The sequence below is a fragment of the Mesorhizobium sp. ISC25 genome (assembly GCF_042295465.1).
Taxonomy (GTDB): Bacteria; Pseudomonadota; Alphaproteobacteria; order Rhizobiales; family Rhizobiaceae; genus Mesorhizobium.
In genome coordinates, this window is sequence record NZ_CP135441.1 from 1,477,844 (window position 1) to 1,502,141 (window position 24,298).

The following is a 24,298-nucleotide window of genomic DNA, read 5'->3' on the forward strand; positions in this document are numbered from 1 at the left end:
CTTCATGCTGCCGGCGGCGGCACTGCTGCTGGTCTTCCTGACCTATCCGCTCGGGCTCGGCGTCTGGCTCGGCTTCACCGATGCCCGCATCGGCCGCCCCGGCATCTTCATCGGCATCGAGAACTACGAATATCTGTGGGACGACGCCGTCTTCTGGCTCTCCGTCTTCAACACCTTGCTCTACACGATCAGCGCCTCGATCCTGAAGTTTGCGCTCGGCCTCTGGCTGGCGCTTATCCTCAACCAGAACCTGCCGTTCAAATCGTTCTTCCGCGCGATCGTCCTGCTGCCCTGGGTGGTGCCGACGGTGCTGTCGGCGATCGCCTTCTGGTGGATCTACGATTCGCAGTTCTCGATCCTGTCCTGGGCGCTCATGGAAATGGGCCTGATCGACCACCGCATCAATTTCCTCGGCGATCCCGAGAATGCGCGCGCCTCGGTCATCGCCGCCAATGTCTGGCGCGGCATTCCTTTCGTGGCGATCACGCTGCTTGCCGGCCTGCAGACGATTCCGCAGTCGCTCTACGAGGCCGCCACGCTCGACGGCGCCAGCCGCTGGCAATTGTTCCGCTATGTGACGCTGCCGCTGCTGACGCCGATCATCGCCATAACCATGACGTTTTCGGTGCTGTTCACCTTCACCGATTTCCAGCTGATCTATGTGCTGACCCGCGGCGGGCCGGTGAACGCCACGCACCTGATGGCGACGCTGTCCTTCCAGCGCGGCATTTCCGGAGGCCAGCTTGGCGAAGGCGCCGCGATCGCGGTCGCCATGATCCCGTTCCTGCTGGCAGCGATCCTGTTCAGCTACTTTGGCCTGCAACGCCGCAAATGGCAGCAGGGCGGCGGAGATTGACATGACCGCGATCGAAACGAGCAAACGCCCTGAACTCGACGAAGGCGGCATGGGCTACCTGCAGAGTGTGCCGCGCCGCGTGGTGACGGTCTACCTGCCGCTGCTGATATTCGTCATCGTGCTGTTGTTTCCGTTCTACTGGATGACGATCACGGCGGTTAAGCCCAACCTCGAGATGACCGACTACGCCAATTTCAATCCGTTCTGGGTGGTGCATCCGACGCTCGAGCATATTCGCTACCTGCTCTTCGAGACATCCTATCCGGGCTGGCTGCTCAACACCATCATCATCTCGACCGCCGCCACGTTCCTGTCGCTGCTGGCTGCGGTGTTCGCTGCCTATGCGATCGAACGCTTGCGGTTCTCCGGGGCGCGGCAGGTCGGCCTCGCGGTGTTCCTCGCCTATCTCGTACCGCCCTCGATCCTGTTCATTCCGCTCTCGGTGATGGTGTTCAACCTTGGGCTTTACGACACGCCCTTCGCGCTCATCCTCACCTATCCGACCTTCCTGATCCCGTTCTGCACATGGCTGCTGATGGGTTACTTCCGCTCGATCCCGTTCGAGCTGGAAGAATGCGCGCTGATCGACGGGGCAAGCCGCTGGCAGATCCTCACCAAGATCGTGCTGCCGCTGTCGGTGCCGGGCCTGATTTCCGCCGGCATCTTCGCATTCACGCTGTCATGGAACGAGTTCATCTACGCCCTGACCTTCATCCAGTCGTCCGAAAACAAGACTGTGCCTGTCGGCGTGCTCACCGAGCTGGTGCGCTCGGACGTCTATGAATGGGGCGCGCTGATGGCCGGAGCGCTGATCGGCTCGCTGCCGGTGGTGGTGCTCTATTCGTTCTTTGTCGAGCACTATGTTTCCTCAATGACCGGAGCCGTGAAGGAATAGCCGACATCGTGATTGGGTTCGGAGTATTCCCGACGGCCGGGTTGCCCCGGCGCGGGCCCCCTGCCGGCCGAGGCTGCGGCGGGCTACTTGCCGCAGTATTGATCGTTGACGTTGGTGATGGCGTTGGCGTCGGGGCAGGCCTGCACAGCTTTGCGTGAGGAATGCGCGAGGTCCCGGGAGGGTGTCAGCTGCCGGTGTCGGACTTCGGCGCAAATGCGCGGTCGGCAATGCGTTCGATGAAAGCGACGACCCGTTCCGGCTCGACGAATTGCGGCATGTGGCCAAGACCCTCGACCGGCTCGAAATCGAGCCCGCTGATCTTTTCCATCACCGGCCAGCCATGGATATCGATGCCCAGCACGATGTCGGAAGCACCAAACAGAATGCCGGCCGGCATGGTGATCTCGCGATAGCGTTGCTCGATGCGGCCAAGATCCTGCTCGATGGCCACGACATCGGTCGACGTTGCGTAGAAATGGCTTGGCCGCAGCCCGCACCAGCCGCCGCCCTCGACCATATAGTCGGCCGGCGTCGCCTGCGGCGCGAAGATGAAGGCCAGCGTGCGCTCTGCGTATTTGAAAGCCGCCGGGATCGCCACCGTGTGAGCCATGATCCGGCGCCGCAGCGGCGACTTGACGTATAGCGGGCCGAACTTCTCGCGCGCGTCCAGCTCCAGATGGGTCAGCGGTGCCAGCAAGGCGATGCCGGAAATCGCCTCTGGATGCTCGACTGCCAGAGTCAGCGCGATGGCGCCACCCAGCGAATGGCCGACGACCAGAGGCTTTTCCAGCCCAAGCGCCTCAATAAAGCGCCGCACGATCTCGGCCTGCTCGGGCAGCCGTCCGCTGGCGCCCCCGGCCCGCACCGAATAGCCGGAACCCGGACGATCGAGCGCGATCAGCCGATAGTTCGGGCCGAAGCGTCCGAACAGCCTGTGGCGGAAATGATGAAGCTGCGCGCCAAGGCCGTGCAGGAAGACGATCGGCCGCCCCTCGCCCGTCTCGACATAATGAATGCGGTTGCCGTCGATCTCGATGAATTTACCGCTGGCCGGCACCAGCTTTTCGGCCTTCGCCGCAATCCGCCGCGTCGCCAGCAACGGATAGGCTGCCATGGCCAGCAAAAACAGCACGCCAAGCAGCCATAGAAGAATCGATAACGGCATGTTCTTGCTCAAGGCCCCAAACCGGCACGCAGCATCACCCGCCGAAGGGTCCACTGCAAGGGCGGTGGTACAGGTGGATCCGCCGTTTGGCGGCATTGCCGCCGGCCGTTCGCCGCGCTATCTCAGGCGACCCGTTGCCGGAGCCTGCCATGACCGAAATCGTCACCGCCGCCATGCTCGTCATCGGCGACGAGATTCTGTCCGGCCGCACCAAGGACAAGAACATCGGCCACCTCGCCGACATCATGACGGCGATCGGCATCGACCTGAAGGAAGTGCGCATCGTTGCGGACGAGGAAGACGAGATCGTCGCTGCGGTGAATGCGCTGCGCGCCCGCTACACCTATGTCTTCACCACCGGCGGCATCGGCCCAACGCATGACGACATCACCGCCGATTCTGTTGCCAAGGCCTTTGGCGTGCCATGCGAATACGACGCCAAGGCCTACGCCCTGCTGGAAGCAAGCTATGCTGCCCGCGGCATCGAATACACCGAAGCGCGCAAGCGCATGGCGCGGATGCCGCGTGGCGCGGACCACATCGACAATCCGGTGTCGGTTGCGCCGGGCTTTCGCATCGGCAACGTCCATGTCATGGCCGGCGTGCCGGCGATTTTCCAGGCGATGCTCGACAACGTCGTGCCGACATTGCGGGCCGGCACCAAAATGCTGTCGGCCACCGTGGAATGTCCGTTCGGCGAAGGCCTGATCGGCGGCCCGCTGGGCGACATCCAGAAGGCGCATCCGGACACGATCATCGGCTCCTACCCGAAATATGGCGACGGCAAGTTCTGGACGGAACTGGTGGTGCGGGCCCGCAGCCAGCAGACGCTGGACTCGGCACGCGCCGATGTAGAGGCTATGGTGGCGAGCTTGACCAGGGCAAGCAGGGTGGGCTGATCGGCGGAGTGACGGAACCAAGCATCGCGCAGTGACGTTTGTCACGAGTGGGATCGCCGTAAGAAGTGAGGGATTGCCATGCGCTTCAAGACCATCGTCGCCATATTGCAGAACGAACAGGACGCCGAGCGCGTGCTCGACTGCGCGATCCCGCTGGCCAGCCGGTTCCAGAGCCATCTGATCGGCATCCATGCCGAGGCGCTGCCCGTGCCCTACACCTCGGCCACCGGCTTTCCGGACACCGAGTTCCTGCAGGTTTCGGCCGACATGAACCGGGAGCGGGCCGAGAAGTTGCAGGTCGCCTTTCACAAGCGCGTCGAGAATTCCGGCCTGTCGTTCGAATGGCGCAGCCTCGAGAGTTTTTCCGGCGACAGTGCGCTGACCGGCATCTCGACCGTTCGCACCGCGGACCTGATCATCGCCGCCCAGCGCGAATCGGGCAGCGATCCGAGCGCCGACGTCGACACGCTGGTCTACGACGCCGGCCGGCCGGTGCTGGTGGTGCCGCATTTGGGCCCCCTCGTCACCAGCTTCAAGCATGTGCTGCTCGCCTGGAACGGCAGCAAGGAGGCCGCGCGCGCGGCCTTCGATGCCCTGCCCTTCATCATCGAGGCCGAGAAGACGGACATCATCGTCATCGACCCGCCGGACACGCTCGACGAGGCGCCGGAAACGGCCGGCGCCGAGATCGCCGCCTCGCTGTCCAGGCACGGCGCGACGGTCAGCGTCTCGGTGCTGAGGTCCGGCGGCGCCTCGGTCGACGACATCATCCAGACCAGGGTCGCCGAATCGGGTGCGGACCTGCTCGTGCTCGGCGCCTACAGCCATTCCTGGCTGCGCCAGCTGCTGTTCGGCGGAGTGACGCGGACGGTGCTGCGCACCGCGCCGGTGGCGGCTTTCCTGTCGCGGTAAGTTCGTAGGGACCGCTGGCAGGACAATCGCTTTGCCACTCCCCTTGCCAAGGCCAAGCCTTTCCAGTTAATTCCGCGCGCATTCCTTAGTGTCTGCGCGCGATGCGCGCTTGCGGAGTGCGCGAAAGATGTCCCTGCCCGAAAAAGCCTTCCCGGTCTCCTGGGACCAGTTCCACCGCGATGCGCGCGCGCTCGCCTGGCGGCTTGCCGGCGCCAACAAGGGGCAATGGAAGGCGATCGTCTGCATCACGCGCGGCGGCCTGGTTCCGGCCGCCATCATTTCACGTGAGCTTGGCATCCGCATCATCGAGACGGTCTGCGTTGCCTCTTACCACGACTATACCAGCCAGGGGCAGTTGCAGGTGCTGAAGGAGGTCACGCCGGCACTGCTCGCCGATGACGGGGCCGGCGTGCTGATCATCGACGACCTCACCGACACCGGCAAGACGGCAGGCATTGTGCGCGCGATGATGCCCAAGGCGCATTTCGCCACCGTCTATGCCAAGCCGAAAGGCAGGCCGATGGTCGACACCTTCGTCACCGAGGTCAGCCAGGACACCTGGATCTACTTTCCCTGGGACATGGGCTTCACCTACCAAAAGCCGATCGCCGACGACCACGCCGGCTGATTCGCGCAACGTGTTCCCTTCGGAACGCGCTGGCGCACACTCCTTGAAAAAGTGCCGGGGCGCACGATATTTCCTGAATCTACGCCTGTTGGCGTAGTTAACAAGTCGATATGAAGTTTTTTACTTTCATTGCTTATGATTAGCCGTAAGATTCACGAGACGGCAAATGATTCTGGGAGCTGGGGCAAGCTTCTCCGATGTTGACGAGGCCAACGACGCATAACCATCTGGCCGAAAGGGTCCGGCGACTCTTCGGTACGGCGGCGTGTCGCCTGCAGGTTGCGGCCTTGCCTTGGCGCGATAGCGGGCACGGCGTCGAGATCATGCTGATCACCAGCCGCGACACCGGCCGCTGGGTGCTTCCCAAGGGCTGGCCGGAAGCAAAGGAGCCGCTTTGCGAAGCGGCGGCGCGCGAGGCCGGGGAAGAGGCCGGGCTGCGCGGCACGATCTCGCATCACGAGGCCGGCCGCTATTTCTATGCCAAGGTGCTGGCGTCCGGCGAGGAAGTGCCGTGCGAGGTGCTGGTATTCCCGCTGCACGTCGACAAGGTCGCCGACCGGTGGAAGGAAAAGCGGGCCCGCATCCGCAAATGGGTCAGCGCCGCAGAGGCAGTACGCATGGTCAACGAGCCCGACCTTTGTCAGATCATCGCTCATTTCGGTGCTGATCCGCATCGATTCAACTGAGTCGGCACATGGCTTCCGAGTCGGCATGGCTCTTCGCTGCGGCGAAGGGCTTTCGAGCGTCGCCGGCACCAGGCTTGTCTCTGCAAAAACGGAAATCAGCGCGCTTCTGTCCCCGTTATCCACATATGTGACACACAAGATGTTGGGGTCATAAAAGCTACGCAAACGAATCCTTGACGCCGCAAAACGAGTCGCCTTTTATAGGCCATGCGCTCCTGTTGAGAGCGCGACCGGAAAAGTTTCGAGGCCGGTCTTTTTCCCGGAATATGTGCGTTTTGATCCGCATTCCCGCCTGTTTACGAGGCTGGCGGAGGCGTGGGATTTTCAAGCCTTGGGTGGCGAAAGGGGAGGATTGTCGGACTTGAATAAATTGTCTGTTAACACTATATTTAGTGTTTGCAGGTAGGTTCGACGCTAGATAGAGTGAATTTCCCTCGACCGAGGGCGTTACAAAAAGTTTTCAGTTTTGAGGGACCCACAGGGTCCGTGAGCGCGTTGGACAGCGGCCTCGCAAGAGGTTCGACCGGCAGGGCGGCGGAGACTGTGAGGATGGGAGCCGGCGGTTTTCGAACGCCGGCAGATGGCGGCCATGCGCGTTTCGTCAAGAGGGCAGAAATCCTCTGGGAAAAGCGCTATATGTAGACAAAAGGGACCGGACCAATGCGCATCGAGCGTCGTTTCACCAAGCCAGGGCAATCAGCTTATGCGGAGATCGAATTCCGCAAGGCGCTTTCGGAGATCAAGAATCCGGATGGCTCGGTGGTGTTCCGCTTGGACAACATCGACGTGCCGGCGCAGTTCTCCCAGGTTGCCGCCGATATCCTGGCGCAGAAATATTTCCGCAAGGCGGGCGTCCCGGCACGGCTGAAGAAGGTCGAAGAGACGCAAGTCCCCTCATTCCTGTGGCGCTCCGTCGCCGACGAAGCTGAACTGGCAAAGCTGCCGGAAGCCGAGCGCTACGGTTCCGAGACCGACGCCCGCCAGGTCTTCGACCGGCTTGCCGGTACCTGGACCTATTGGGGCTGGAAGGGCGGCTACTTCAAGTCGGAGGAAGACGCGCGCGCCTTCCGCGACGAGCTCGCCTATATGCTAGCCACCCAGCGCGTCGCGCCGAATTCGCCGCAATGGTTCAACACCGGCCTGCATTGGGCCTATGGCATCGACGGTCCCAGCCAGGGCCATTTCTATGTCGACCCGTTCACCGGCAAGCTGACCAAGTCGAAGTCTTCCTACGAGCACCCGCAGCCGCATGCCTGCTTCATCCAGGGCGTGCAGGACGACCTCGTCAACGAAGGCGGCATCATGGACCTGTGGGTGCGTGAAGCGCGCCTGTTCAAATACGGCTCTGGCACCGGCTCCAATTTCTCATTCCTGCGCGGCGAAGGCGAAAAGCTGTCGGGCGGCGGCCGCTCGTCGGGGCTGATGAGCTTCCTCAAGATCGGCGACCGTGCTGCGGGCGCCATCAAGTCGGGCGGCACGACGCGTCGCGCCGCAAAAATGGTCATCGTCGACGCCGACCATCCCGATATCGAGGAATTCATCGACTGGAAGGTCAACGAGGAGCAGAAGGTCGCCTCGCTGGTCACCGGCTCGAAGATCGTCAAGAAGCATCTCGAAGCGATCATGAAGGCCTGTATCAACTGCGAAGGCAATGGCGACGATTGCTTCGATCCGGCGGTCAACACCGCGCTGAAGCGCGAGATCAAGGCGGCCAAGAAGGACGCGGTGCCGGAGAACTACATCTACCGCGTCATCCAGTTCGCCAAGCAGGGCTATACCTCGATGTCGTTCAAGACCTACGACACCGATTGGGATTCCGACGCCTATCTCACCGTCTCCGGCCAGAACTCCAACAATTCGGTCTCGCTGAAGGACGATTTCCTGCGCGCCGTCGAACAGGACGGCGACTGGCATCTCACCGCCCGCAAGGACGGCAAGGTGCTGAAGACGCTGAAGGCGCGCGATCTCTGGGAAAAGATCGGCTATGCCGCCTGGGCGTCGGCCGATCCGGGACTGCATTTCAACACGACGATGAACGACTGGCACACCTGCGCCTCGGCCGGTGCGATCCGGGCGTCCAACCCGTGCTCGGAATACATGTTCCTCGACGACACCGCCTGCAACCTGGCCTCGATCAATCTTTTGCCCTACCGCAATGCCGACGGCACCATCGACATATCAGCCTACGAGCACACGGTGCGGTTGTGGACCATGGTGCTGGAAATCTCCGTCATGATGGCGCAGTTCCCGTCGAAGGAGATCGCCAAGCTTTCCTACGAGTACCGCACGCTCGGCCTCGGCTACGCCAATATTGGCGGCCTGCTGATGACCTCGGGTATTCCCTATGATTCCGACGAGGGCCGCGCCATCTGCGCCGCCCTCACCGCGATCATGACCGGCACCGCCTATGCCACTTCGGCCGAAATGGCCGCCGAGCTCGGCGCCTTCCCCGACTACGACCGCAATGCGCAGAACATGCTGCGCGTCATGCGCAACCATCGCCGCGCTGCCTATGGCGAAAGGGACGGCTACGAGAAGCTCGCCGTCAACCCGGTGCCGCTGGTCGCCTCGGATCTCAAGCAGCAGGATCTTGCCGAGCATGCCAAGGCCGCCTGGGACCGTGCCATCGAGCTCGGCGAGGAGCATGGCTACCGCAATGCGCAGGCAACGGTGATCGCGCCGACCGGCACGATCGGCCTGGTGATGGATTGCGACACCACCGGCATTGAGCCCGACTTCGCGCTGGTAAAATTCAAGAAGCTCGCCGGCGGCGGCTATTTCAAGATCATCAACCGCGCGGTGCCCGAAGCGCTGCGCACGCTCGGCTATTCCGAGAGCCAGATCGCCGAGATCGAGGCCTATGCCGTCGGCCACGGCAATCTCAACCAGGCGCCGGGCATCAATCCCGGCTCGCTCAAGACAAAAGGCTTTACCGACGACAAGATCGCCGCGCTCAATGCGGCGCTGAAGTCGGCCTTCGACATCAAGTTCGTCTTCAACCAGTGGACGCTGGGCGCCGACTGGGTGAAGGAGAATTTTGGCTTCACCGATGAGCAGCTCAACGATTTCTCGTTCGAGATGCTGCCGGCGCTGGGCTTTTCCAAGAAAGACATCGAGGCCGCCAACATCCATGTCTGCGGTGCGATGACGCTGGAAGGCGCCCCGTTCCTGAAGACCGAACACCTGCCGGTGTTCGACTGCGCCAGCCCGTGCGGCAAGATCGGCAAGCGTTCGCTGTCGATCAACAGCCACATCATGATGATGGCGGCGGCGCAGCCCTTCATCTCCGGTGCCATTTCCAAGACCATCAACATGCCGAACGACGCGACGGTGGAAGACGCCAAGGGCGCCTACATGCTGTCGTGGAAGCTGGCGCTGAAGGCCAACGCGCTCTATCGCGACGGCTCGAAACTCTCGCAGCCGCTCAACGCCTCGCTGCTCGCCGACGGCGAAGAGGACGAGGACGAAGCCGTCGAGCAGCTGATCGCGGCACCGGCCGCGCAGCGCGCCGTTCAGGTGACCGAGAAGATCGTCGAGCGCGTCGTCGAGCGTCTCTACCGCGACCGCGAGAAACTGCCGAACCGCCGCAAGGGCTATACCCAGAAGGCGGTCGTCGGCGGCCACAAGGTCTATCTCAGGACCGGCGAGTTCGATGACGGCCGCCTTGGCGAGATCTTCATCGACATGCACAAGGAAGGTGCCGCCTTCCGGGCGATGATGAACAACTTCGCCATCGCCATCTCGCTCGGCCTGCAATATGGCGTGCCGCTTGAGGAATTCGTCGAGGCCTTCACCTTCACCAAGTTCGAGCCGGCTGGCATGGTGCAAGGCAATGACGCCATCAAGAACGCCACGTCGATCCTCGACTATGTCTTCCGCGAACTTGCCGTCTCCTATCTCGGCCGCCACGACCTCGCCCATGTCGACCAGTCGGACTTCGACAAGACCGCGCTCGGGCGCGGCATCAACGAAGGCAAGGCAACGCCCTTCTCCAAGGGCCTGACCCGCGGCGCCTCGCCGGTCAAGCTGGTGTCGGGCATGGGTGCCGAGCCCAAGGGTTTTGCCGGTTCGGGCTCCGGAATTCCGGCCCGTACTGCACCGACCGCCTTCTCCGGCTCCAACGTGCTGACGCTGAAGCCGGCAAGCGACGAAGCCATCGCCTACAAGCGCGACTACGAAGAGCGCGCCAGGGAACTGGTCGAGGACATCGTCTACGCGGAAGCCTCCGACCCGACGGAGCTGTTCAGCGACGAGGCGGCGAAAGAAGCAGCCGAAGCCAAAGCGCTCGCCGCCAACCGGCGCCAGCAATCGCTGATGCAGGGCTACACCGGCAACGAATGCTCGGAGTGCCACAATTTCACGATGGTGCGGAACGGGACTTGCGAGAAGTGCGATACGTGTGGGGCGACGAGCGGGTGTAGCTGAAATCCCTTGCCGTTGGGCAGGCGACTTTCAGTAGCCTGCCCAATTTGGGAGGAAATGTATGATTGGCAGGGGAACCATCCGGCTGTCGTCGACAGTAGACAAGCGCCGCAGTTTAAAGAGGTTTCAGAAGTACCTATCCTCTGCGCCAAAATTAGACTTCCTGCTGGCGATATATTCGATTCAAAAAATACAAAGTTCTAAAGACGGCGCTCTGCCGTTCTTTGCAGACTTGCCCGACGAGGCCCGGACGACCGATCGTCACTCTAAGTTTTATTTCCATCCATGGTTCTTAGAGACACTGGCTAACGAATTGCTTGCGGCCCCCTGGGAGCCAAAGAAACGCGACGGATTCACAAGAACTTTAGATGCGCGCAGTTTCAGTGCATTCTCTACAAAGCCGAAAATGCTTCTGACGGGCCCGTTCTACGTCGTGTTAGCGTTCTTACACAGATTAACAGGTTGGCAAAATGCCAATTTGAGTGGCAACGGCGATTTTCGACTGTATCACGAATGGCACGTTATCACTAAATTTACAGAACCGATACCTCACGACTTTACTTTAAGGAGAAATACGATATTGAATTTGACACGTTTACGAAGGCTGCATTTGCTATATACGCAATGTTAAGTCAATCGGCAATTCGGACGGATATCGATGCGCAGAGCATTGGCGTCGACAAATCGAATTTTTTGAAGACCATTGAAGTCTTATCTACCTCCATAGAAGAAGCCCATTTTTCAGTCCGAAGACTTCGACAGGGCTACGATCACATCGCTTACGCGCCAAGCATCTTCCGCATTTCGCCACTTATAACGTTTCAGCAAAAAGGAGTCAGGTTCGTAATGACTCCTTTTACAGATCTTCTATTCTATCGAATAACCGAAGGATTATTCTACGATTTTGTCGACAATCCAAGTCTGCGTAATGATTTCTCCGCAAATCTTGAATCGTATATAAGCGGAATAATTGAAAAAAGAGCCGAACAATACGAAGTGGGCGGCGATGTAACTTATGGCCGCACATCCGAGAGAACACCAGACATTCTTTTGCGCTCGAAGAAAAGGGTCGTTGCTGCTGTTGAAATCAAAGGGCGCCGGCAAAGCGCGAACATCCGTTTTGGCGAAAATCCAACAAAAGATTCTGCAGGCGCCTATGAGGATTTGTCCAAAGGTGTTTTCCAACTTTGGAAATATCTTGCCGACAGCTCAAAAGGTTTGATCCCGAGTGAGTTCGCTGCATCAACGGACACGATACTTGGCCTGTGTACTTTGGACAATTGGGTTGAGTCGGCTTACGGCACCGAAGCTGATGTTTATGCGATGGCACACAGGAAAGCTGACGCACACCCGCGAGGAATTCCGCCGGAGCATCGCAAGCGTGTTCCTATATTTAGTTTGAGCGATATGGAGTTCGTACTGTCGCGAAGTGACGTCGAGACTCTCATCGGGATCATCCGTGCCTCCGCAACTGATGAATATAGCGGCTGGTTGCTGGCATCGATATTTTCGTCAAAGTTTCCGTCACGTAGCGCGGTCGAAGATGCCCTTCCATTTGGAGACATTAGCAAACATGTTCCATGGTGGAATAGCCTCGACCCTGACGCTCTTTGACGCTCCTCAACAATGATGCTTAGCGTCACGTTCGCAGCTATCGGCCGGATGTGCTCAAGGAATATGTAGAGGCATAACCCGAGCGCCTTCCTTCTTCCTCAGGGGGGCGCTACTCCGCCTCGGCCACCATCTGCCGTCCGCCAGTCCAGTCGCGCCAGGCCTTCTCGTCGCCACGGAACACGTTGAGGTCGATGCGGCCTCTCACCCCGTGCGACAGGCCGGAGCCGGAATATTGCCAGAACAGCCATTTGCGGCCGGGATAGACCTTTGACGGGTGCGCGGCCACGGCGCGCAGCCAGAATGGATACTCGGGGAATGCGCCGCGCAGGTTGTCGCGGTAGAAGTCGGGCGCGGTGTAGATGATCGGGCGCTGGCCGTAGTGGCGCTCGAGCTTGTCCATGAACACCTGCATCTTCTCCACCACCTTTTGCCGCGACGGGCGGCGCTTGCAGCTGGACTCGCCGTTCCACTCGACATCGATCACCGGCGGCAGCGCGCCCTCGACCCTCGGCACGTTGCGGATGAACCAGTCGGCCTGCTCGCCGGCGGTGCGGCACCAGTAGAAGAAGTGATAGGCGCCGCGCTTCAGGCCGGCGGCATCGGCATTGCGCCAGTTCCTGGTAAACATCGGGTCGAGATGATCGCCGCCGTCGGTCGCCTTGATGTAGGCGAAATTGGCGCCCTGGGCGCGCAGCTTTTGCCAGTTCACATTGCCCTGCCAGCGCGAAACGTCGACGCCGTGGACGGCGAGGCGTCTGGGCGAGGAGGACTTGCCGAAATTGATCGGCTTGGCGTCGCGAAAACCATAGCGTGTGACCGGCTCCGCAAGCATCGCCGGTGCTGCGCGTGTCAGCCGCTTCGGCGGCGACATCAGCGCGATCACCTCGGCCGGCGGTTCGACGTCCTGATCGGGTACGTCCATCGCGACCGGCTGTTCGTCCTGCTCCTGTTCGGCAAAAGCGGGCGCGGCATCAGTTTTCGCCACGGATGCCACCGGCGCGGGTGGCCGCACGACCGAGCTGGTCGTCTCGCTGGACGGCACTTGCAGCGCATCGACACCGGAGGTCGACGTGCAGCCGGCAAGGCACAGCGCTGCGATCGAAAAGATGACGACGCCTGATATCCGCATCTGGACCTGTACGCAAAACACAACAGACCGAAGGCAGGACAACGCCGCCGGACAAACCAAGCTGGATTCCTAACAAGAAACTACCAACAAAGTTTGAATCGAATTGTTAGGGCTTTGCATCCGGACGTTGGCCGGACAGAGGTGCGCTATCTCCCCAACGTTCGGCCACATCGCTGGCTCCGCTTGACAACTCACTAGATGAGATTAGTCTCTACTAATCTTACGGTGTAAGGCTATACTTGGGAGGAAGTCATGCAGCCAGCTGCCCTGTCAGAATTGCAGCCCGTAGTCCCGCCGGAGCCGCACTCGCCCGCCATCGGGATCGACAAGATATCTGGCGATCTCAGCCGCGTTATCGAACGCGCCGAGGTCGATGCCTGGCTCGATCTCTATCGCGCCGCCCCGGCAGACTTTGCCGCAAGGCAAGGCTTGGCCATCGCCGAAGATGGCGATCTCGTCTGGACCACCTGCACGACGATCCCGTTCATCCATTTCAACTGCGTCAAGAATTTCGGTGTCGATAGCGCTGCCACCGAGAGCCGGCTCGATGCGCTTCTGACGCATTATCGCGAGGCCGGTATTCTGCGGCCCTGGTTCTACACCAATCCACATACCGAGCCGGCGACACTCAGCTGCTGGCTCGAGGCGCGCGGCCTGCAGCGTCAGGGCGGCTGGGAACGCATCTTTCGCGACGCCACGCCATTGGCAGCGGAGCCGCTGTTCCCGACGGAGGATGTCTCGGTCGAGCGGGTGACGCCGGCAACGGCAAGGGAATGGGCTGGGTTCATCGACAGCCAATATCGGCTGCCGACCTCACCGTGGCTGCTGGCGCTGGCCGGCCGGCACGGCTGGCATCATTACATGCTGCGGCGGGACGGCGCGGTTGCGGCGGTGCGCTCGATGTTCATCGGTGCCGACGGCATGGCCTGGAGCGGCATCGACGCGCCGGTTCCCGGCATCATGGCGCCGAGCTTCGACCTCGATGCAGTGCTCGGCGAAGCGATGGTGCGCGACGGACTTGCGGCCGGTGCAAAACTGTTCGTGGCCGACATCGAGGCGCCGCAAACTGAACGCGATGGACCGGCCTATCGCAACTATGCGCGCCTCGGCTTCAAGCTCGCTTATTTCCGCAGCCATTACAGCTATTTGCCGGCAAATTCCGGCTGACCGCTTCAAGATCCTAGCCGCACAGCCACAGCTTATGGCAGGTCGTGGCCATCAAGTGGGCCGGCGGTACAAAACGATCGTTGACCGCCACATCATCGTCCGCCCGGCGGACCTTTTCCTCGAGCAGCGTGCGAAGTTCTGCCGGTTGCACGCGGTCGCGCTCCATCACCAGCTTGATCATCGGATCACTCAAGAGTTCGTCCAGGGTGTTGATGCTGTCGTTCATCCGTCGCCTCCTCGACTGCCTGCCCGCACGCAATAGATAGGCAGCAATGATGGCCCACCAATGACGCTTTGCCGGCTATCTCGTGTCGCTTCGGATTAAATTTTGTCCATATTTCACCTCAAGCCGGAGGTGGCGCGCCTTCATATTGCGGCAGGCCGTCGTCGATCTGCACCCAGGGCTGCTTCGAGGCGGTCCAGATGTGCATCTCAGGCCTGAACACCGAGGGATCATCGAGGGAGCCGGTGGTGACACCGATGATGCCGGCGGAATCGCGCCGGGAAAACATCGTCGTGCCGCAACGCGGGCAAAAGCCACGCTTGAGATCGGGCGAGGAATTCACCGTCGCCAACGGCCCGTCGACCGTCACATCGTCAATGCGGAACAGCACGCGCGCGTTGAAGGCGGCACCCAGCGCCTTCTGGCAGAGCCGGCAATGGCAGACGCGCTCATTGATCGGTGCCGCCTCGGCACGGTAGCGCACCGCACCGCACAAACACCCGCCCTGATATCTTGCCATTGCTCCGATCCGTCATTTGGAGAAGATCGGCGAACCGTAGCGACGGGCATGGCAGCGTCAATTGAAAAGCTTTGATAGGGCGCCATCGGTTCCTGTGATCCGGCCGATACACCATGCCCGACGCGCCGGGCCCAAGGCCTCATGGGCGAAAACCGGCCATCTCGCGGGAGATGGCCGGGAGACAGTTGTCCGAGCGTCAGTTCGTTTCGTTGACGACCTCATCCCAAGTCTTGACCTTGGTCTCGGCATTGAGGAACGGCAGCGCGGCAGCTGTCAGTTCCGGCGCGAAGAACACGTCGTAATGGGTGCGGTTCGGCACGATCGCCAGACGGTTCTGCGACAGGTTCTCGCGCATCCAGCCGGCGTCCTTCAATCCGCCGCCAAGCATCTGATAGAATTTGATCTCGTGCTCGGGCCGGTACATGTCGCTGTCGCCGAACACCAGCATCACCGGCATTTTCAGCTTCGGCACGTCGGCCGAATAGTCGTAGTCCTTGCGCATGTAGGCGCCGAGCTGGTCAAGGAGTTTCGGAAAATCCTCCGGATGCGGCGCGACCGCGACGTAGGATTTGTACATCGGCGTGTCCTTCATCATGTCGGCCATCGCCGCGCCGACTTGTGCCTGCTGGCCACGCATCTCGGCATAGAAGCCGTCCGCGGCGTAGCCGGTCGAGACCAGCACCAGGCGGCGCACCGTTTCGGGATGCTGGACGGCCATGCGGAAGGCGACGCCGCCACCCAGCGAATAACCCATGACATCGACCTTGTCGTAGTCGAGCGCCTTGACGATCGCCGCCATGTCGTCGCCCATCGCCTCCAGGCTGAGCGGCCGATCGCCGAGCGCGGTGCGGCCATGGCCCTGCAGGTCGACGCCGATGACGGTGCGGTTTTCGGCAAGTTTTGGCAGGATCGGCGCGAACATGTCGGTCGTGCCAAGGCCGCCATGCAGCAGAAGCAGCGGCTCGCCCTTGCCATAGACGGCATAATAATAGTTCAGGCCGTTGATCGGCAGCAGGCCGGATTTTTCCGGCGTCGGCAGTGTTGCGGTTGCGGTCGTCATGGCGGGCTTGGCCTCCTCTGCGTTGATGGTGCCCGGCGCCGCAAAGAGCGCGGCGGCCGAGGCGAAAATGGCAAAAAATATCGATCTGGACATATCAGTCTCCCTCTCCCGTTTGCATCAAAGTCGCTTTGCGACCTCCTCGAGCTGTTCGGCGCACTGGCCCCAGCCCTCGTGAAAACCCATTTTCTCGTGCTGTTCGCGGTCGGCGACCGACCAATGCGCAACCCGGGCGATGTAGCGGGTCTTGCCCGTGCCCTCGTCCTCGAGTGTCACAATCCCGGTCATGAACGGTTTGGCGGAAGGCTCCCACGCCTTGGTATAGGCATCGGTGAAGACGAGCTTCCTGCCCGGCACGACTTCGAGGAAGACGCCGGGGTTCGCAAACTCGTTGCCGTCCGGACCGGCCATGACGACCAAGCTGGTGCCGCCGGCGCGAACGTCCATCTCCGCGCGCGGCGTCGTCCACGGCTTCGGCGCGAACCATTGCGTCAACAGCTTCGGCTCGGTCCAGCAGCGATAGACGTTCTCGCGCGGCGCATCGATGATGCGGGCGAGAACCAGCTCGCGGTCGGAGTTGGGGGCGATGTCGAGCTTGGTGGTCATGGTGTTTCCTCACATGTCGGTTTTGGCTTTCGTGTCTAGGACGAACCAACAAGACGCAAGCCGACACGGTCCGCGAGAAAAAATCCGCGGGACCGGAGATGCGAACGAGGGAACTGAGTGGCTTCAATGGCGCTTGGCTTGCACCAGATAGGCGTCGATCTCGGTCTCGCCGAGCCACTTGGCCGCTTCCAGCCGATGCAACCCTTCGACCAGGATGTGGCGCTTGCCGTCATGGCGCACCTGGATCGGCATCTTCATGCCGTTTTCCAGAATGTCCTCGGCTAGATGGCGGACGGTTTCGGGATGCAGCGTCTTCTTGCGCGCGGTCGGCACGTAGATGTCGTCGACCTTGACCTTTTGCACTCTCAGCATATCGGCTCCCGTGGCGGACAGGCCGCCCTTTGTGAGATAGTCTGTTTGGCCGGCAAGGCCAAGGGAACAGCCCGGCAATGGCTGGCCCGATCGTTTCCAATTGACGTTTGGCCGGCCGATGGCCGAAATGGCGGCCTTCGACCTTAGCGGTGTCCATGAACCATCTGCCGACCGAGTTTCCCGATTTCGGACTGACGCCGGAGCAGCGACGCCAGGCGGTGCGCAGCCATTACTGGGAATGGCCCGGGATGGATGGCGGGCGTGGCGAAATCTGGTGCTACAGCGACCGTTTTTCCTACCGTCGTGGCGACATGGTGGCGCTGCATGTCAGTTCGACAGCCGCCAGTTTCGGCATCGCGATCATCCGCGACGGCGGCGCGGAAGCGACAATGTTCGAGGAGGCCGGTATCGTGGCGCGCTGGCAGGATACGCCGGATCAATGTTCGGTCGAAGGCTGCGGCTGGCAAGCGTCGTTCGAGTTTCGCATCGGCAACGACTGGCCGTCCGGCGCCTATCGCGTCACGCTTGAAGCAGATGGCCGGGACGGCAAGCCGATCCGCTGCCACCATCTTTTTATCGTCGCGCCGCAGCCCGGCAAGAAGCCTGGCCGTGTGCTGCAGGTGGCGGCCACCGGCACCTGGCTCGCCTACAATACATGGGGCGGTTCCAACCACTACGAGGGCATCACCGGGCCAGGCCGCGACCAGTATGCACGAATGGTGTCGACGCAGCGGCCGTGGTGCCGCGGCTTCGTCGTGCTGCCCAGGGACGCGCCGCGCGTGCCGCTCGAAGTCGCCGTGCAGCCGAAAACCGTGCCGCGCTATCCGCACATGGAATGGGCCTTTGCCACCGGCCATTCGAAGAAATACGCCTCGTCCGGCTGGGCAAGCTACGACAGCCACTTCTTCCGCTTCGCCGAGCGTGCCGGCTACGCCGTCGATCTCGCCAGCCAGCACGATCTGCATTTTTCGCCCGACATCCTCGACGGCTATGACTGCGTCGTCTTCGTGGGCCACGACGAATACTGGACCTGGGAGATGCGCGATGCGGTCGATGCTTATGTCGAGCGCGGCGGCCATGCGGCGCGCTTTGCCGGCAATTTCATGTGGCAGACCAGGCTGGAGGACGAAGGCCGCCGGCAGGTCTGCTACAAATACCGCGCTCGCGCCGAGGACCCGGCCTATCGCGGCGGCGATATAAGGCGCGCCACCAATTCCTGGGAAGCGCCGGAAATCGGCCGGCCGGGTGCGGCGACCTTCGGCCTCAACGCGACAAGAGGCGTCTATGCCGGCTGGGGCGGCTGCGCACCGCGCGGCGTGCGCGGCTTTCCGGTCTACCGGCCGGAGCATTGGGCCTTTGCCGGTACCGGCATCTACTATGGCGACCTGCTCGGCGCCGACAGCCATGTCTATGGCTACGAGGTCGACGGGCTCGACTTCGAGATCCGCGGCGGCCTGCCCTACCCCACGTCCGACAGCGGCGCACCGGACGGCCTGCAGGTGCTCGCGGTCGGCATGGCTGCCCAGGTCGAGGAAAGCGCCGACATTGCGTTCGAGGACCAGTTTCTCGGCGACGAGGACGGGCGCTTCACCGCCGAAACGCTGTTCGGCGAGGCAAGCGACGCCAATCTCGACAAGGTCAAACGCGGCAACGGCATGATCGTCAATTTCCCGCGCGGCAAGGGCGAGGTGTTTCACGCTGGAAGCTGCGAATGGGTTGCCGGCCTGCTAAGGCAGGATGCGATGGTCGAGCGTGTTACCAGAAATGTCCTCGACCGCTATCTCGGAAAGTCATGACATGCTGAAGTCCCCTGCCCCGGAAGCCCGCGAAGCCTCGCATCTGTTTTATCTGTCCAGCCTGCGCCGGCCGCTGATCGACCGCGCCGAAGGCATCTACATGTGGACGCAGGACGGCCGCCGCTTCATCGACGGATCGAGCGGGCCGATGGTCGCCAATATCGGCCATTCCAACCGCAACGTGCTCGACGCGATGAAACGGCAGATGGACCGCGCCACCTTCGCCTACCGCCTGCATTTCGAGAACGAACCGGCCGAGGAGCTCGCGCGGCAACTGGCGGCCAAACTCCCCGAGAGCCTGGACCGCATCTTCTTTGTCTCCGGCGGCTCGGAAGCTACGGAATCCTGTATCAAGCTGGCGCGGCAATGGGCGGTCGCCACCGGCCAGCCCAGCCGCTGGAAGGTGATCACGCGCTTTCCCTCCTATCACGGCGGCACACTGGGTGCGCTTGCCGTCACCGGCGACGATGCGCTGGCCGAAAATTTTACGCCGATGATGCAGGTCATGCCGACCGTGCCGGCGCCCATCGCCTGGCGCGACCGCGACAATCTATCGATGGAACAGCGCGGCATCCGCTACGCCGATATGCTGGAAGAAAAGATCCTCGCCGAGGGGCCGGAAAGCGTGCTCGCCTTCATCATGGAGCCGGTCGGCGGCGCTGCCACGGCAGCACTTGTGGCGCCGGACAGCTATTATCCGCGCATCCGCGAGATCTGCGATCGCTACGGCATCCTGCTCATCCATGACGAAGTGATGAGCGGTGCGGGTCGCACCGGAAAATTCCTCGGCGGCGACCACTGGAACTGCAAGCCCGACATCGTTGCGCTATCGAAGGGGCTGGGCTCGGGCTACGCGCCGCTCGGCGCACTTGCTGCACCGATGCGGCTGGTGCAGCCGTTGCTCGCTTCCGGCGGCTTCCAGCATGGCCATACCTATGCCGGCAACCCGCTCGCCTGCGCCGCCGGGCTCGCCGTGCTCGGCGAAATGGACCACCTCGGCCTGATCGCCAACGCGGCTGTCATGGGCGAGCTTTTGATGGACGAGCTGAAGGGATTGGCGAAGCGGTTTCCGTTCATAGCCGACATCCGCGGCAAGGGCCTGCTCACCGGTGCCGAAATGGTCGCCGACCCGGACACGCTGAGGCCGATCGAGCCGGCAAAGAAGGCCACCCAGCGTCTGCTCGACCTCGCCTATGAGCGCGGCCTGATCATCTACGGACGCAAGGTCAAGGGCGGTGTCGACGGCGACAATTTCATGGTCGCGCCGCCGATGATCGTCACCGCCGCGCAGATCGGCGAGATCGTATCCATCATCGGCGACTCGCTCGAAGTGCTGGCCGGTGAACTCGACCTGCCGGTCGAAGGCTGAGGGGCGAACCATGGCGCCGCGAAAAGTCATTATCACCTGCGCCGTCACCGGGTCGGTGCACACACCATCGATGTCACCGCATCTGCCGGTGACGCCGGACCAGATCGCCGCAGACGCGATCGCTGCCGCCGAGGCCGGCGCTTCGATCCTGCATCTTCATGCCCGCGACCCCAAGGATGGGCGGCCTACCGCCGACCCCGAGGTGTTCATGCAGTTCCTGCCGCGCATCAAGCAGGCGACCGACGCGGTGATCAACATCACCACCGGCGGCTCCTCGCTGATGACGCTCGACCAGCGGCTGGCCGCGCCCCTCAGGGCCGAGCCGGAAATGTGCTCGCTCAATATGGGTTCGATGAATTTTGCGCTGTTCCCGATGCTCGACCGGCCGCGAGAATGGCGGCACGAATGGGAGCCGAAACTGCTCGAGGCCACGCGCGACACGATCTTCAAGAACACCTTTGCCGACATGGAGACGGTGCTGGAGAAGCTTGGGCGTGGTTGCGGCACCCGCTTTGAATTTGAGTGCTACGATGTCGGCCACCTCTACTCGCTTGCGCATTTTCGCGACCGCGGGCTGGTGTCGGGACCATTGTTCATCCAATTCGTGCTCGGCATATTGGGTGGTATCGGCGCCGACCCCGAAAACCTGGTCCACATGAAGCGCATCGCCGACAAACTGTTCGGCGACAGCTACCAATTTTCGGTGCTGGCCGCCGGACGCCACCAGATGCCGATGATCTCGATTGCGGCGGCGATGGGCGGCAACGTCCGCGTCGGGCTGGAGGACAGCCTCTACGACGGCCGCCAGCTCGCCAAGTCCAATGCCGACCAAGTGCGCCGCATCCGCAGCGTGCTCGACGGGCTGTCGCTGGACGTCGCAACGCCGGCCGAGGCACGGCAGATGCTGGCGCTCAAGGGCGGCGACCGCGTGGCGTTCTGATGGTTGTATCCTGAGATGACTGTGATCCGTCACACCCCCCTCTGGCCTGCCGGCCATCTCCCCCTCAAGGGGGGAGATTGGCAGCTTCGATCTCGTCGCCCATCCTGCAATGTCGGCAATTGGCGAAAGCCGCAATGGAGTCCAATCTCCCCCCTTGAGGGGGAGATGGCCGGCAGGCCAGAGGGGGGTGCCTGGGCGCCCTGCCTGCCGTGAGTACGTCATCAACAAATGTACTTATCCGCCCCGGCCGGGTGGAAGACGTCGAAACCATCCACGCCGCACTCCTACGGCTCGGCGCGCATGTCGGCGCACATCAGGAGATCACCTCGACAGCTCAGGATCTCCGCACCTATGGCTTTGGCGAAAAGCCTGCCTTTTCGACCTTGATCGCCGAAGTCGGTGGCGAAATTGCCGGGCTGTGCCTCTATTTTCCGATCTTCTCGAGCTGGATGGGACGGCCCGGCGTCTATGTGCAGGACCTCTATGTCGAGGACCGGTTTCGCGGCCGCAGGATCGGCGAGCGCCTGCTACGCCGGGTCGCGGCGCAGTGCCGGAAGGCAGGCGGCGTCTATCTCAGGCTGTCCGTCGACACCGACAACGAGACCGCCAAGGCTTTTTACGAACGGTTGGGCATTGCCTGGTCGAGCTACGAGCAGGTGCAAAAGATCGTTGGCGAGGCTTTTTTCGCCTTTGCCGATGCACCGGAGGAGCCAACATGAAAGTCTTCTATGCCGAAGAACAGAAGCGCCACGACCCGAAGGCGTTTCTCTCCAGCGGCGCGCCGCAGCCCAATCCGGAAAAGCCGGAACGGGTCGAGCGATTGTTAGCCGGCGCAAAGGCTGCCGGCTGCACGATCGAACGGCCGCGGGATCACGGGCTCGGCGCGATTGCCGCGGTGCATACGCCGGAATATCTCGATTTCCTTCACCATATCTTCGCGCGCTGGCAGCGCATCGAGGGCGCCTCGGCCGAGGTCATCCCCAACATCCACCCGATCGCGCGGAACGGCTCCTATCCGGCCTCGGCGGTCGGCCAAGCCGGCTACCACATGGCCGACACCGCCTGCCCGATCTCCGGGGAGACGTGGCAGAGCGCGCTTTGGAGCGCCTGGAGCGCGGTTGAAACCGCCGAGGCGGTGATGTCGGGAGCGCCGGCCGCCTATGCGCTGTGCCGGCCGCCCGGCCATCACGCCTTTGCCGATGTCGCCGGCGGCTTCTGCTTCATCAACAATTCGGGGGTCGCCGCACAGGTTCTGCGCAAGCAGGCGGCGCGGGTGGCGATCCTCGATGTCGACCTGCACCACGGCAACGGCACGCAAGGCATCTTCTATGCCCGGCCGGACGTGCTCACCGTGTCGCTGCATGCCGACCCGGTGCGGTTCTATCCGTTTTTCTGGGGCTATGCCGACGAGCGCGGCGAAGGCGCCGGCCTCGGCTACAATCTCAACCTGCCGCTACCGCGCAAATCCGGCGATGCGGCTTTCCTCGAAGCGCTGACGGCAGCGTTCCAGCGCATCAACGCCTTCTCGCCCGATGCGCTTGTGGTGGCGCTGGGGCTAGACGCCTTCGAAGGCGATCCGTTCGGCGGGCTGTCGGTGAGCACGCCTGGTTTTTCGCGCATTGGCGAGGCGATCGCCGGGCTCGGCCTGCCGACGGTCATCGTCCAGGAAGGCGGCTATCTCTGCGACGAGCTCGGCGACAATCTCACCGCTTTCCTCACCGGTTTTGGCGGCGCCCACAAGCGATGATCCGCCCGCGAGGCCCGCTCAGGATCGTTCCTGCCTCAGCATGGCGACAACGCGGTGCACGCTCTCCAGCGTCTCGTCGATCTCGGCTGAAGTGTTGTAATGAGCGATGCCGATGCGCACCACGCCCTGCTCGGCCGGAATGCCGAGCTGGTGCACGATCTCCCAGGCGTAGTTGTGGCCGGACCACAGGAAGATGTTTTCCGCATTCATCTGCCGCACGATCGTCTCCGGCACGATGCCTTCGACAGTGAACGACACCGTCGGCACACGCTCATTGATCCGCTTCGGATCAGTGATGCCGTGGATGGTCAGGCCGGCAATATCCGACAGACCGTCGATCAGCTGTTGCGCCAGCGGGTTCTCGTAAGCGATTGAAACTTCGAAGGCTTTGGCGATTTTCCGTCGGCGCGACGCTTGCTCGCCGGCTGCTGCGCCCAACTCGGCAAAATAATCGACAGCCGCCGACAGGCCGGCCATCAATTCAATTTGCGGCGTGCCGAGCTCGAAGCGCTCCGGCAAGGCATTGGACGAGCAGCGGCATTTATACGGCTGCAGCACATCGACGACGTCCAGCCTGCCCCACAAAATTCCCATATGCGGGCCGAAGAACTTGTAGGCCGAGCAGATCAGAAAATCGCAGCCAAGGTTTTGGACGTCGATCAGGCCATGCGGCGCGAACTGGACGGCATCGACGTAGACCAGCGCACCAGCCTGCCTCGCGATACGGGTCAACGCCTTCACCCGGTTGATCGACCCGGTGAGATTGCTGGCATAGTTGAGCGCGACGAGCCGCGTCCTCTCGGAAAGTAGCGCGGCGAGTGCTGCCTCCTCGACCTGCCAGCTCTGCTGGTCGAAAGGCAGCCAGCGCACGACCAGGCCAAGGTCTTCAGCCAGTTGCAGCCAGGGCGAGATGTTGCCCTCATGGTCCATGCGGGTGAGGATGATCTCGTCGCCGGGTTTCATCGTACGGCCAAGCGTTCGCGACATGTGGTAGGTCAACGTCGTCATGTTGGCGCCGATAATGATTTCCCGCGGACTTGCCGCGCCAAGAAAATCCGCCATCGCCAGATGGGCCTCGTCGACAATGTCCTGTGCCGCAATGGTGGTCTCGAAGAAGCCGCCGAGATTGGCATTGGTGGTCAGCAGGCAGCGTGACACCGCGTCCGCCACCGCCTGCGCCACCTGCGTGCCGGCAGGATTGTCGAGATAAATGCGCCTGCGGCCCTTGTCGGTCAACGACAAGGCCGGAAATTTCGCGCGCACCGCGTCGATCCGGAAATCCATGGCTGTTCCCC

23 protein-coding genes are annotated in these 24,298 nt (G+C 62.1%); 15 read left to right on the forward strand and 8 right to left on the reverse strand.

Features of this window, described 5'->3' with window-relative positions; genetic code table 11:
• The first annotated feature begins 4 nt into the window (after nt 1-4).
• Nucleotides 5-856, forward strand: a complete 852-nt coding sequence (locus RQ479_RS07430; RefSeq protein WP_376705884.1) for a carbohydrate ABC transporter permease — start codon at nt 5-7, stop codon at nt 854-856.
• 1 nt (nt 857) lies between these two features.
• A complete protein-coding gene (locus tag RQ479_RS07435; RefSeq protein WP_023717433.1) occupies nt 858-1,751 on the forward strand; it encodes a carbohydrate ABC transporter permease in 894 nt (297 codons plus the stop codon).
• Between the two features lie 184 nt (nt 1,752-1,935).
• Here RQ479_RS07435 and RQ479_RS07440 read toward each other — a convergent pair whose 3' ends face one another.
• Nucleotides 1,936-2,916 (reverse strand): alpha/beta fold hydrolase, encoded by a 981-nt coding sequence (locus tag RQ479_RS07440; protein WP_376704600.1) that lies wholly within the window; start codon nt 2,914-2,916, stop codon nt 1,936-1,938.
• 149 nt (nt 2,917-3,065) lie between these two features.
• Here RQ479_RS07440 and RQ479_RS07445 point away from each other — a divergent pair, with 149 nt between their 5' ends.
• The 7 genes from RQ479_RS07445 (at nt 3,066) to RQ479_RS07475 (ending at nt 12,077) form a co-directional block, all read left to right on the forward strand.
• The gene (locus RQ479_RS07445) at nt 3,066-3,815 is read left to right on the forward strand and encodes a competence/damage-inducible protein A (protein ID WP_376704601.1); all 750 of its coding nucleotides are present in this window, start codon (nt 3,066-3,068) and stop codon (nt 3,813-3,815) included.
• Between the two features lie 78 nt (nt 3,816-3,893).
• Nucleotides 3,894-4,727 carry a universal stress protein gene (locus RQ479_RS07450; protein WP_292657733.1) on the forward strand — a complete coding sequence of 278 codons (834 nt, stop codon included), beginning with the start codon at nt 3,894-3,896 and terminating at the stop codon, nt 4,725-4,727.
• 127 nt (nt 4,728-4,854) lie between these two features.
• The gene (gene gpt / locus RQ479_RS07455; RefSeq protein ID WP_023674762.1) at nt 4,855-5,355 is read left to right on the forward strand and encodes a xanthine phosphoribosyltransferase; all 501 of its coding nucleotides are present in this window, start codon (nt 4,855-4,857) and stop codon (nt 5,353-5,355) included.
• A gap of 197 nt (nt 5,356-5,552) precedes the next feature.
• Nucleotides 5,553-6,041, forward strand: coding sequence for an NUDIX hydrolase (locus RQ479_RS07460; RefSeq protein ID WP_376704602.1), 489 nt, complete (start codon nt 5,553-5,555; stop codon nt 6,039-6,041).
• A 660-nt stretch (nt 6,042-6,701) separates the two neighbouring features.
• The gene (locus tag RQ479_RS07465; protein WP_376704603.1) at nt 6,702-10,466 is read left to right on the forward strand and encodes a vitamin B12-dependent ribonucleotide reductase; all 3,765 of its coding nucleotides are present in this window, start codon (nt 6,702-6,704) and stop codon (nt 10,464-10,466) included.
• Nucleotides 10,467-10,524: 58 nt separating this feature from the next.
• Nucleotides 10,525-11,094, forward strand: a complete 570-nt coding sequence (locus RQ479_RS07470; protein WP_376704604.1) for a hypothetical protein — start codon at nt 10,525-10,527, stop codon at nt 11,092-11,094.
• 215 nt (nt 11,095-11,309) lie between these two features.
• Complete coding sequence (locus tag RQ479_RS07475) at nt 11,310-12,077, forward strand: hypothetical protein (RefSeq protein WP_376704605.1); 768 nt, start codon at nt 11,310-11,312, stop codon at nt 12,075-12,077.
• Between the two features lie 109 nt (nt 12,078-12,186).
• Here the strand turns inward: RQ479_RS07475 and RQ479_RS07480 are convergent, their stop codons facing one another.
• Nucleotides 12,187-13,206, reverse strand: a complete 1,020-nt coding sequence (locus RQ479_RS07480; RefSeq protein ID WP_376704606.1) for a GH25 family lysozyme — start codon at nt 13,204-13,206, stop codon at nt 12,187-12,189.
• A 252-nt stretch (nt 13,207-13,458) separates the two neighbouring features.
• On the opposite strand from RQ479_RS07480, the gene RQ479_RS07485 reads away from it, so the two are divergent.
• A complete protein-coding gene (locus tag RQ479_RS07485) occupies nt 13,459-14,373 on the forward strand; it encodes a hypothetical protein (RefSeq protein ID WP_376704607.1) in 915 nt (304 codons plus the stop codon).
• A 13-nt stretch (nt 14,374-14,386) separates the two neighbouring features.
• On the opposite strand, the gene RQ479_RS07490 is transcribed toward RQ479_RS07485, so the two are convergent.
• The 5 genes from RQ479_RS07490 to RQ479_RS07510 all read right to left on the reverse strand — a co-directional run bounded on the left by RQ479_RS07490 (nt 14,387) and on the right by RQ479_RS07510 (nt 17,151).
• Nucleotides 14,387-14,599: a hypothetical protein gene (locus tag RQ479_RS07490; RefSeq protein ID WP_023717422.1), complete on the reverse strand. Its 213-nt coding sequence runs from the start codon at nt 14,597-14,599 to the stop codon at nt 14,387-14,389.
• 118 nt (nt 14,600-14,717) lie between these two features.
• Complete coding sequence (locus RQ479_RS07495; protein ID WP_376704608.1) at nt 14,718-15,116, reverse strand: GFA family protein; 399 nt, start codon at nt 15,114-15,116, stop codon at nt 14,718-14,720.
• A gap of 196 nt (nt 15,117-15,312) precedes the next feature.
• The gene (locus RQ479_RS07500) at nt 15,313-16,269 is read right to left on the reverse strand and encodes an alpha/beta fold hydrolase (RefSeq protein ID WP_376704609.1); all 957 of its coding nucleotides are present in this window, start codon (nt 16,267-16,269) and stop codon (nt 15,313-15,315) included.
• Between the two features lie 24 nt (nt 16,270-16,293).
• A complete protein-coding gene (locus RQ479_RS07505) occupies nt 16,294-16,779 on the reverse strand; it encodes an SRPBCC family protein (RefSeq protein ID WP_376704610.1) in 486 nt (161 codons plus the stop codon).
• Nucleotides 16,780-16,902: 123 nt separating this feature from the next.
• Nucleotides 16,903-17,151 (reverse strand): ParB N-terminal domain-containing protein, encoded by a 249-nt coding sequence (locus RQ479_RS07510; protein ID WP_006206067.1) that lies wholly within the window; start codon nt 17,149-17,151, stop codon nt 16,903-16,905.
• A gap of 155 nt (nt 17,152-17,306) precedes the next feature.
• Here RQ479_RS07510 and RQ479_RS07515 point away from each other — a divergent pair, with 155 nt between their 5' ends.
• The 5 genes from RQ479_RS07515 to RQ479_RS07535 all read left to right on the forward strand — a co-directional run bounded on the left by RQ479_RS07515 (nt 17,307) and on the right by RQ479_RS07535 (nt 23,003).
• Nucleotides 17,307-18,947 carry a N,N-dimethylformamidase beta subunit family domain-containing protein gene (locus RQ479_RS07515; protein WP_376704611.1) on the forward strand — a complete coding sequence of 547 codons (1,641 nt, stop codon included), beginning with the start codon at nt 17,307-17,309 and terminating at the stop codon, nt 18,945-18,947.
• Nucleotide 18,948: 1 nt separating this feature from the next.
• Entirely contained in the window at nt 18,949-20,316 is a 1,368-nt protein-coding gene (locus RQ479_RS07520) for an aspartate aminotransferase family protein (RefSeq protein WP_376704612.1), read from the forward strand.
• A gap of 10 nt (nt 20,317-20,326) precedes the next feature.
• The gene (locus tag RQ479_RS07525; protein ID WP_376704613.1) at nt 20,327-21,256 is read left to right on the forward strand and encodes a 3-keto-5-aminohexanoate cleavage protein; all 930 of its coding nucleotides are present in this window, start codon (nt 20,327-20,329) and stop codon (nt 21,254-21,256) included.
• Nucleotides 21,257-21,465: 209 nt separating this feature from the next.
• Nucleotides 21,466-21,975, forward strand: a complete 510-nt coding sequence (locus RQ479_RS07530; RefSeq protein ID WP_376704614.1) for a GNAT family N-acetyltransferase — start codon at nt 21,466-21,468, stop codon at nt 21,973-21,975.
• Nucleotides 21,972-23,003, forward strand: coding sequence for a histone deacetylase family protein (locus RQ479_RS07535; RefSeq protein WP_376704615.1), 1,032 nt, complete (start codon nt 21,972-21,974; stop codon nt 23,001-23,003). Before RQ479_RS07530 ends, RQ479_RS07535 begins: the two co-directional genes overlap by 4 nt.
• An 18-nt stretch (nt 23,004-23,021) precedes the next feature.
• Here RQ479_RS07535 and RQ479_RS07540 read toward each other — a convergent pair whose 3' ends face one another.
• Nucleotides 23,022-24,287, reverse strand: a complete 1,266-nt coding sequence (locus tag RQ479_RS07540; RefSeq protein WP_352467282.1) for a cysteine desulfurase-like protein — start codon at nt 24,285-24,287, stop codon at nt 23,022-23,024.
• Between the last annotated feature and the right edge of the window lie 11 nt (nt 24,288-24,298).

Excerpts from the sequence above, each read along its gene's own strand:
- RQ479_RS07470 (WP_376704604.1), top strand. The coding sequence starts at position 10,525 with ATGATTGGCAGGGGAACCATCCGGCTGTCGTCGACAGTAGACAAGCGC.
- RQ479_RS07515 (WP_376704611.1), top strand. The coding sequence starts at position 17,307 with ATGAACCATCTGCCGACCGAGTTTCCCGATTTCGGACTGACGCCGGAG.
- RQ479_RS07435 (WP_023717433.1), top strand. The coding sequence starts at position 858 with ATGACCGCGATCGAAACGAGCAAACGCCCTGAACTCGACGAAGGCGGC.
- RQ479_RS07510 (WP_006206067.1), bottom strand. The coding sequence starts at position 17,151 with ATGCTGAGAGTGCAAAAGGTCAAGGTCGACGACATCTACGTGCCGACC.
- RQ479_RS07475 (WP_376704605.1), top strand. The coding sequence starts at position 11,310 with ATGACTCCTTTTACAGATCTTCTATTCTATCGAATAACCGAAGGATTA.
- RQ479_RS07490 (WP_023717422.1), bottom strand. The coding sequence starts at position 14,599 with ATGAACGACAGCATCAACACCCTGGACGAACTCTTGAGTGATCCGATG.
- RQ479_RS07480 (WP_376704606.1), bottom strand. The coding sequence starts at position 13,206 with ATGCGGATATCAGGCGTCGTCATCTTTTCGATCGCAGCGCTGTGCCTT.
- RQ479_RS07460 (WP_376704602.1), top strand. The coding sequence starts at position 5,553 with ATGTTGACGAGGCCAACGACGCATAACCATCTGGCCGAAAGGGTCCGG.
- RQ479_RS07450 (WP_292657733.1), top strand. The coding sequence starts at position 3,894 with ATGCGCTTCAAGACCATCGTCGCCATATTGCAGAACGAACAGGACGCC.
- RQ479_RS07525 (WP_376704613.1), top strand. The coding sequence starts at position 20,327 with ATGGCGCCGCGAAAAGTCATTATCACCTGCGCCGTCACCGGGTCGGTG.
- RQ479_RS07465 (WP_376704603.1), top strand. The coding sequence starts at position 6,702 with ATGCGCATCGAGCGTCGTTTCACCAAGCCAGGGCAATCAGCTTATGCG.
- RQ479_RS07440 (WP_376704600.1), bottom strand. The coding sequence starts at position 2,916 with ATGCCGTTATCGATTCTTCTATGGCTGCTTGGCGTGCTGTTTTTGCTG.
- RQ479_RS07535 (WP_376704615.1), top strand. The coding sequence starts at position 21,972 with ATGAAAGTCTTCTATGCCGAAGAACAGAAGCGCCACGACCCGAAGGCG.
- RQ479_RS07500 (WP_376704609.1), bottom strand. The coding sequence starts at position 16,269 with ATGTCCAGATCGATATTTTTTGCCATTTTCGCCTCGGCCGCCGCGCTC.
- RQ479_RS07520 (WP_376704612.1), top strand. The coding sequence starts at position 18,949 with ATGCTGAAGTCCCCTGCCCCGGAAGCCCGCGAAGCCTCGCATCTGTTT.
- RQ479_RS07430 (WP_376705884.1), top strand. The coding sequence starts at position 5 with ATGCTGCCGGCGGCGGCACTGCTGCTGGTCTTCCTGACCTATCCGCTC.
- RQ479_RS07485 (WP_376704607.1), top strand. The coding sequence starts at position 13,459 with ATGCAGCCAGCTGCCCTGTCAGAATTGCAGCCCGTAGTCCCGCCGGAG.
- RQ479_RS07445 (WP_376704601.1), top strand. The coding sequence starts at position 3,066 with ATGACCGAAATCGTCACCGCCGCCATGCTCGTCATCGGCGACGAGATT.
- RQ479_RS07495 (WP_376704608.1), bottom strand. The coding sequence starts at position 15,116 with ATGGCAAGATATCAGGGCGGGTGTTTGTGCGGTGCGGTGCGCTACCGT.
- RQ479_RS07505 (WP_376704610.1), bottom strand. The coding sequence starts at position 16,779 with ATGACCACCAAGCTCGACATCGCCCCCAACTCCGACCGCGAGCTGGTT.
- RQ479_RS07540 (WP_352467282.1), bottom strand. The coding sequence starts at position 24,287 with ATGGATTTCCGGATCGACGCGGTGCGCGCGAAATTTCCGGCCTTGTCG.
- gpt (WP_023674762.1), top strand. The coding sequence starts at position 4,855 with ATGTCCCTGCCCGAAAAAGCCTTCCCGGTCTCCTGGGACCAGTTCCAC.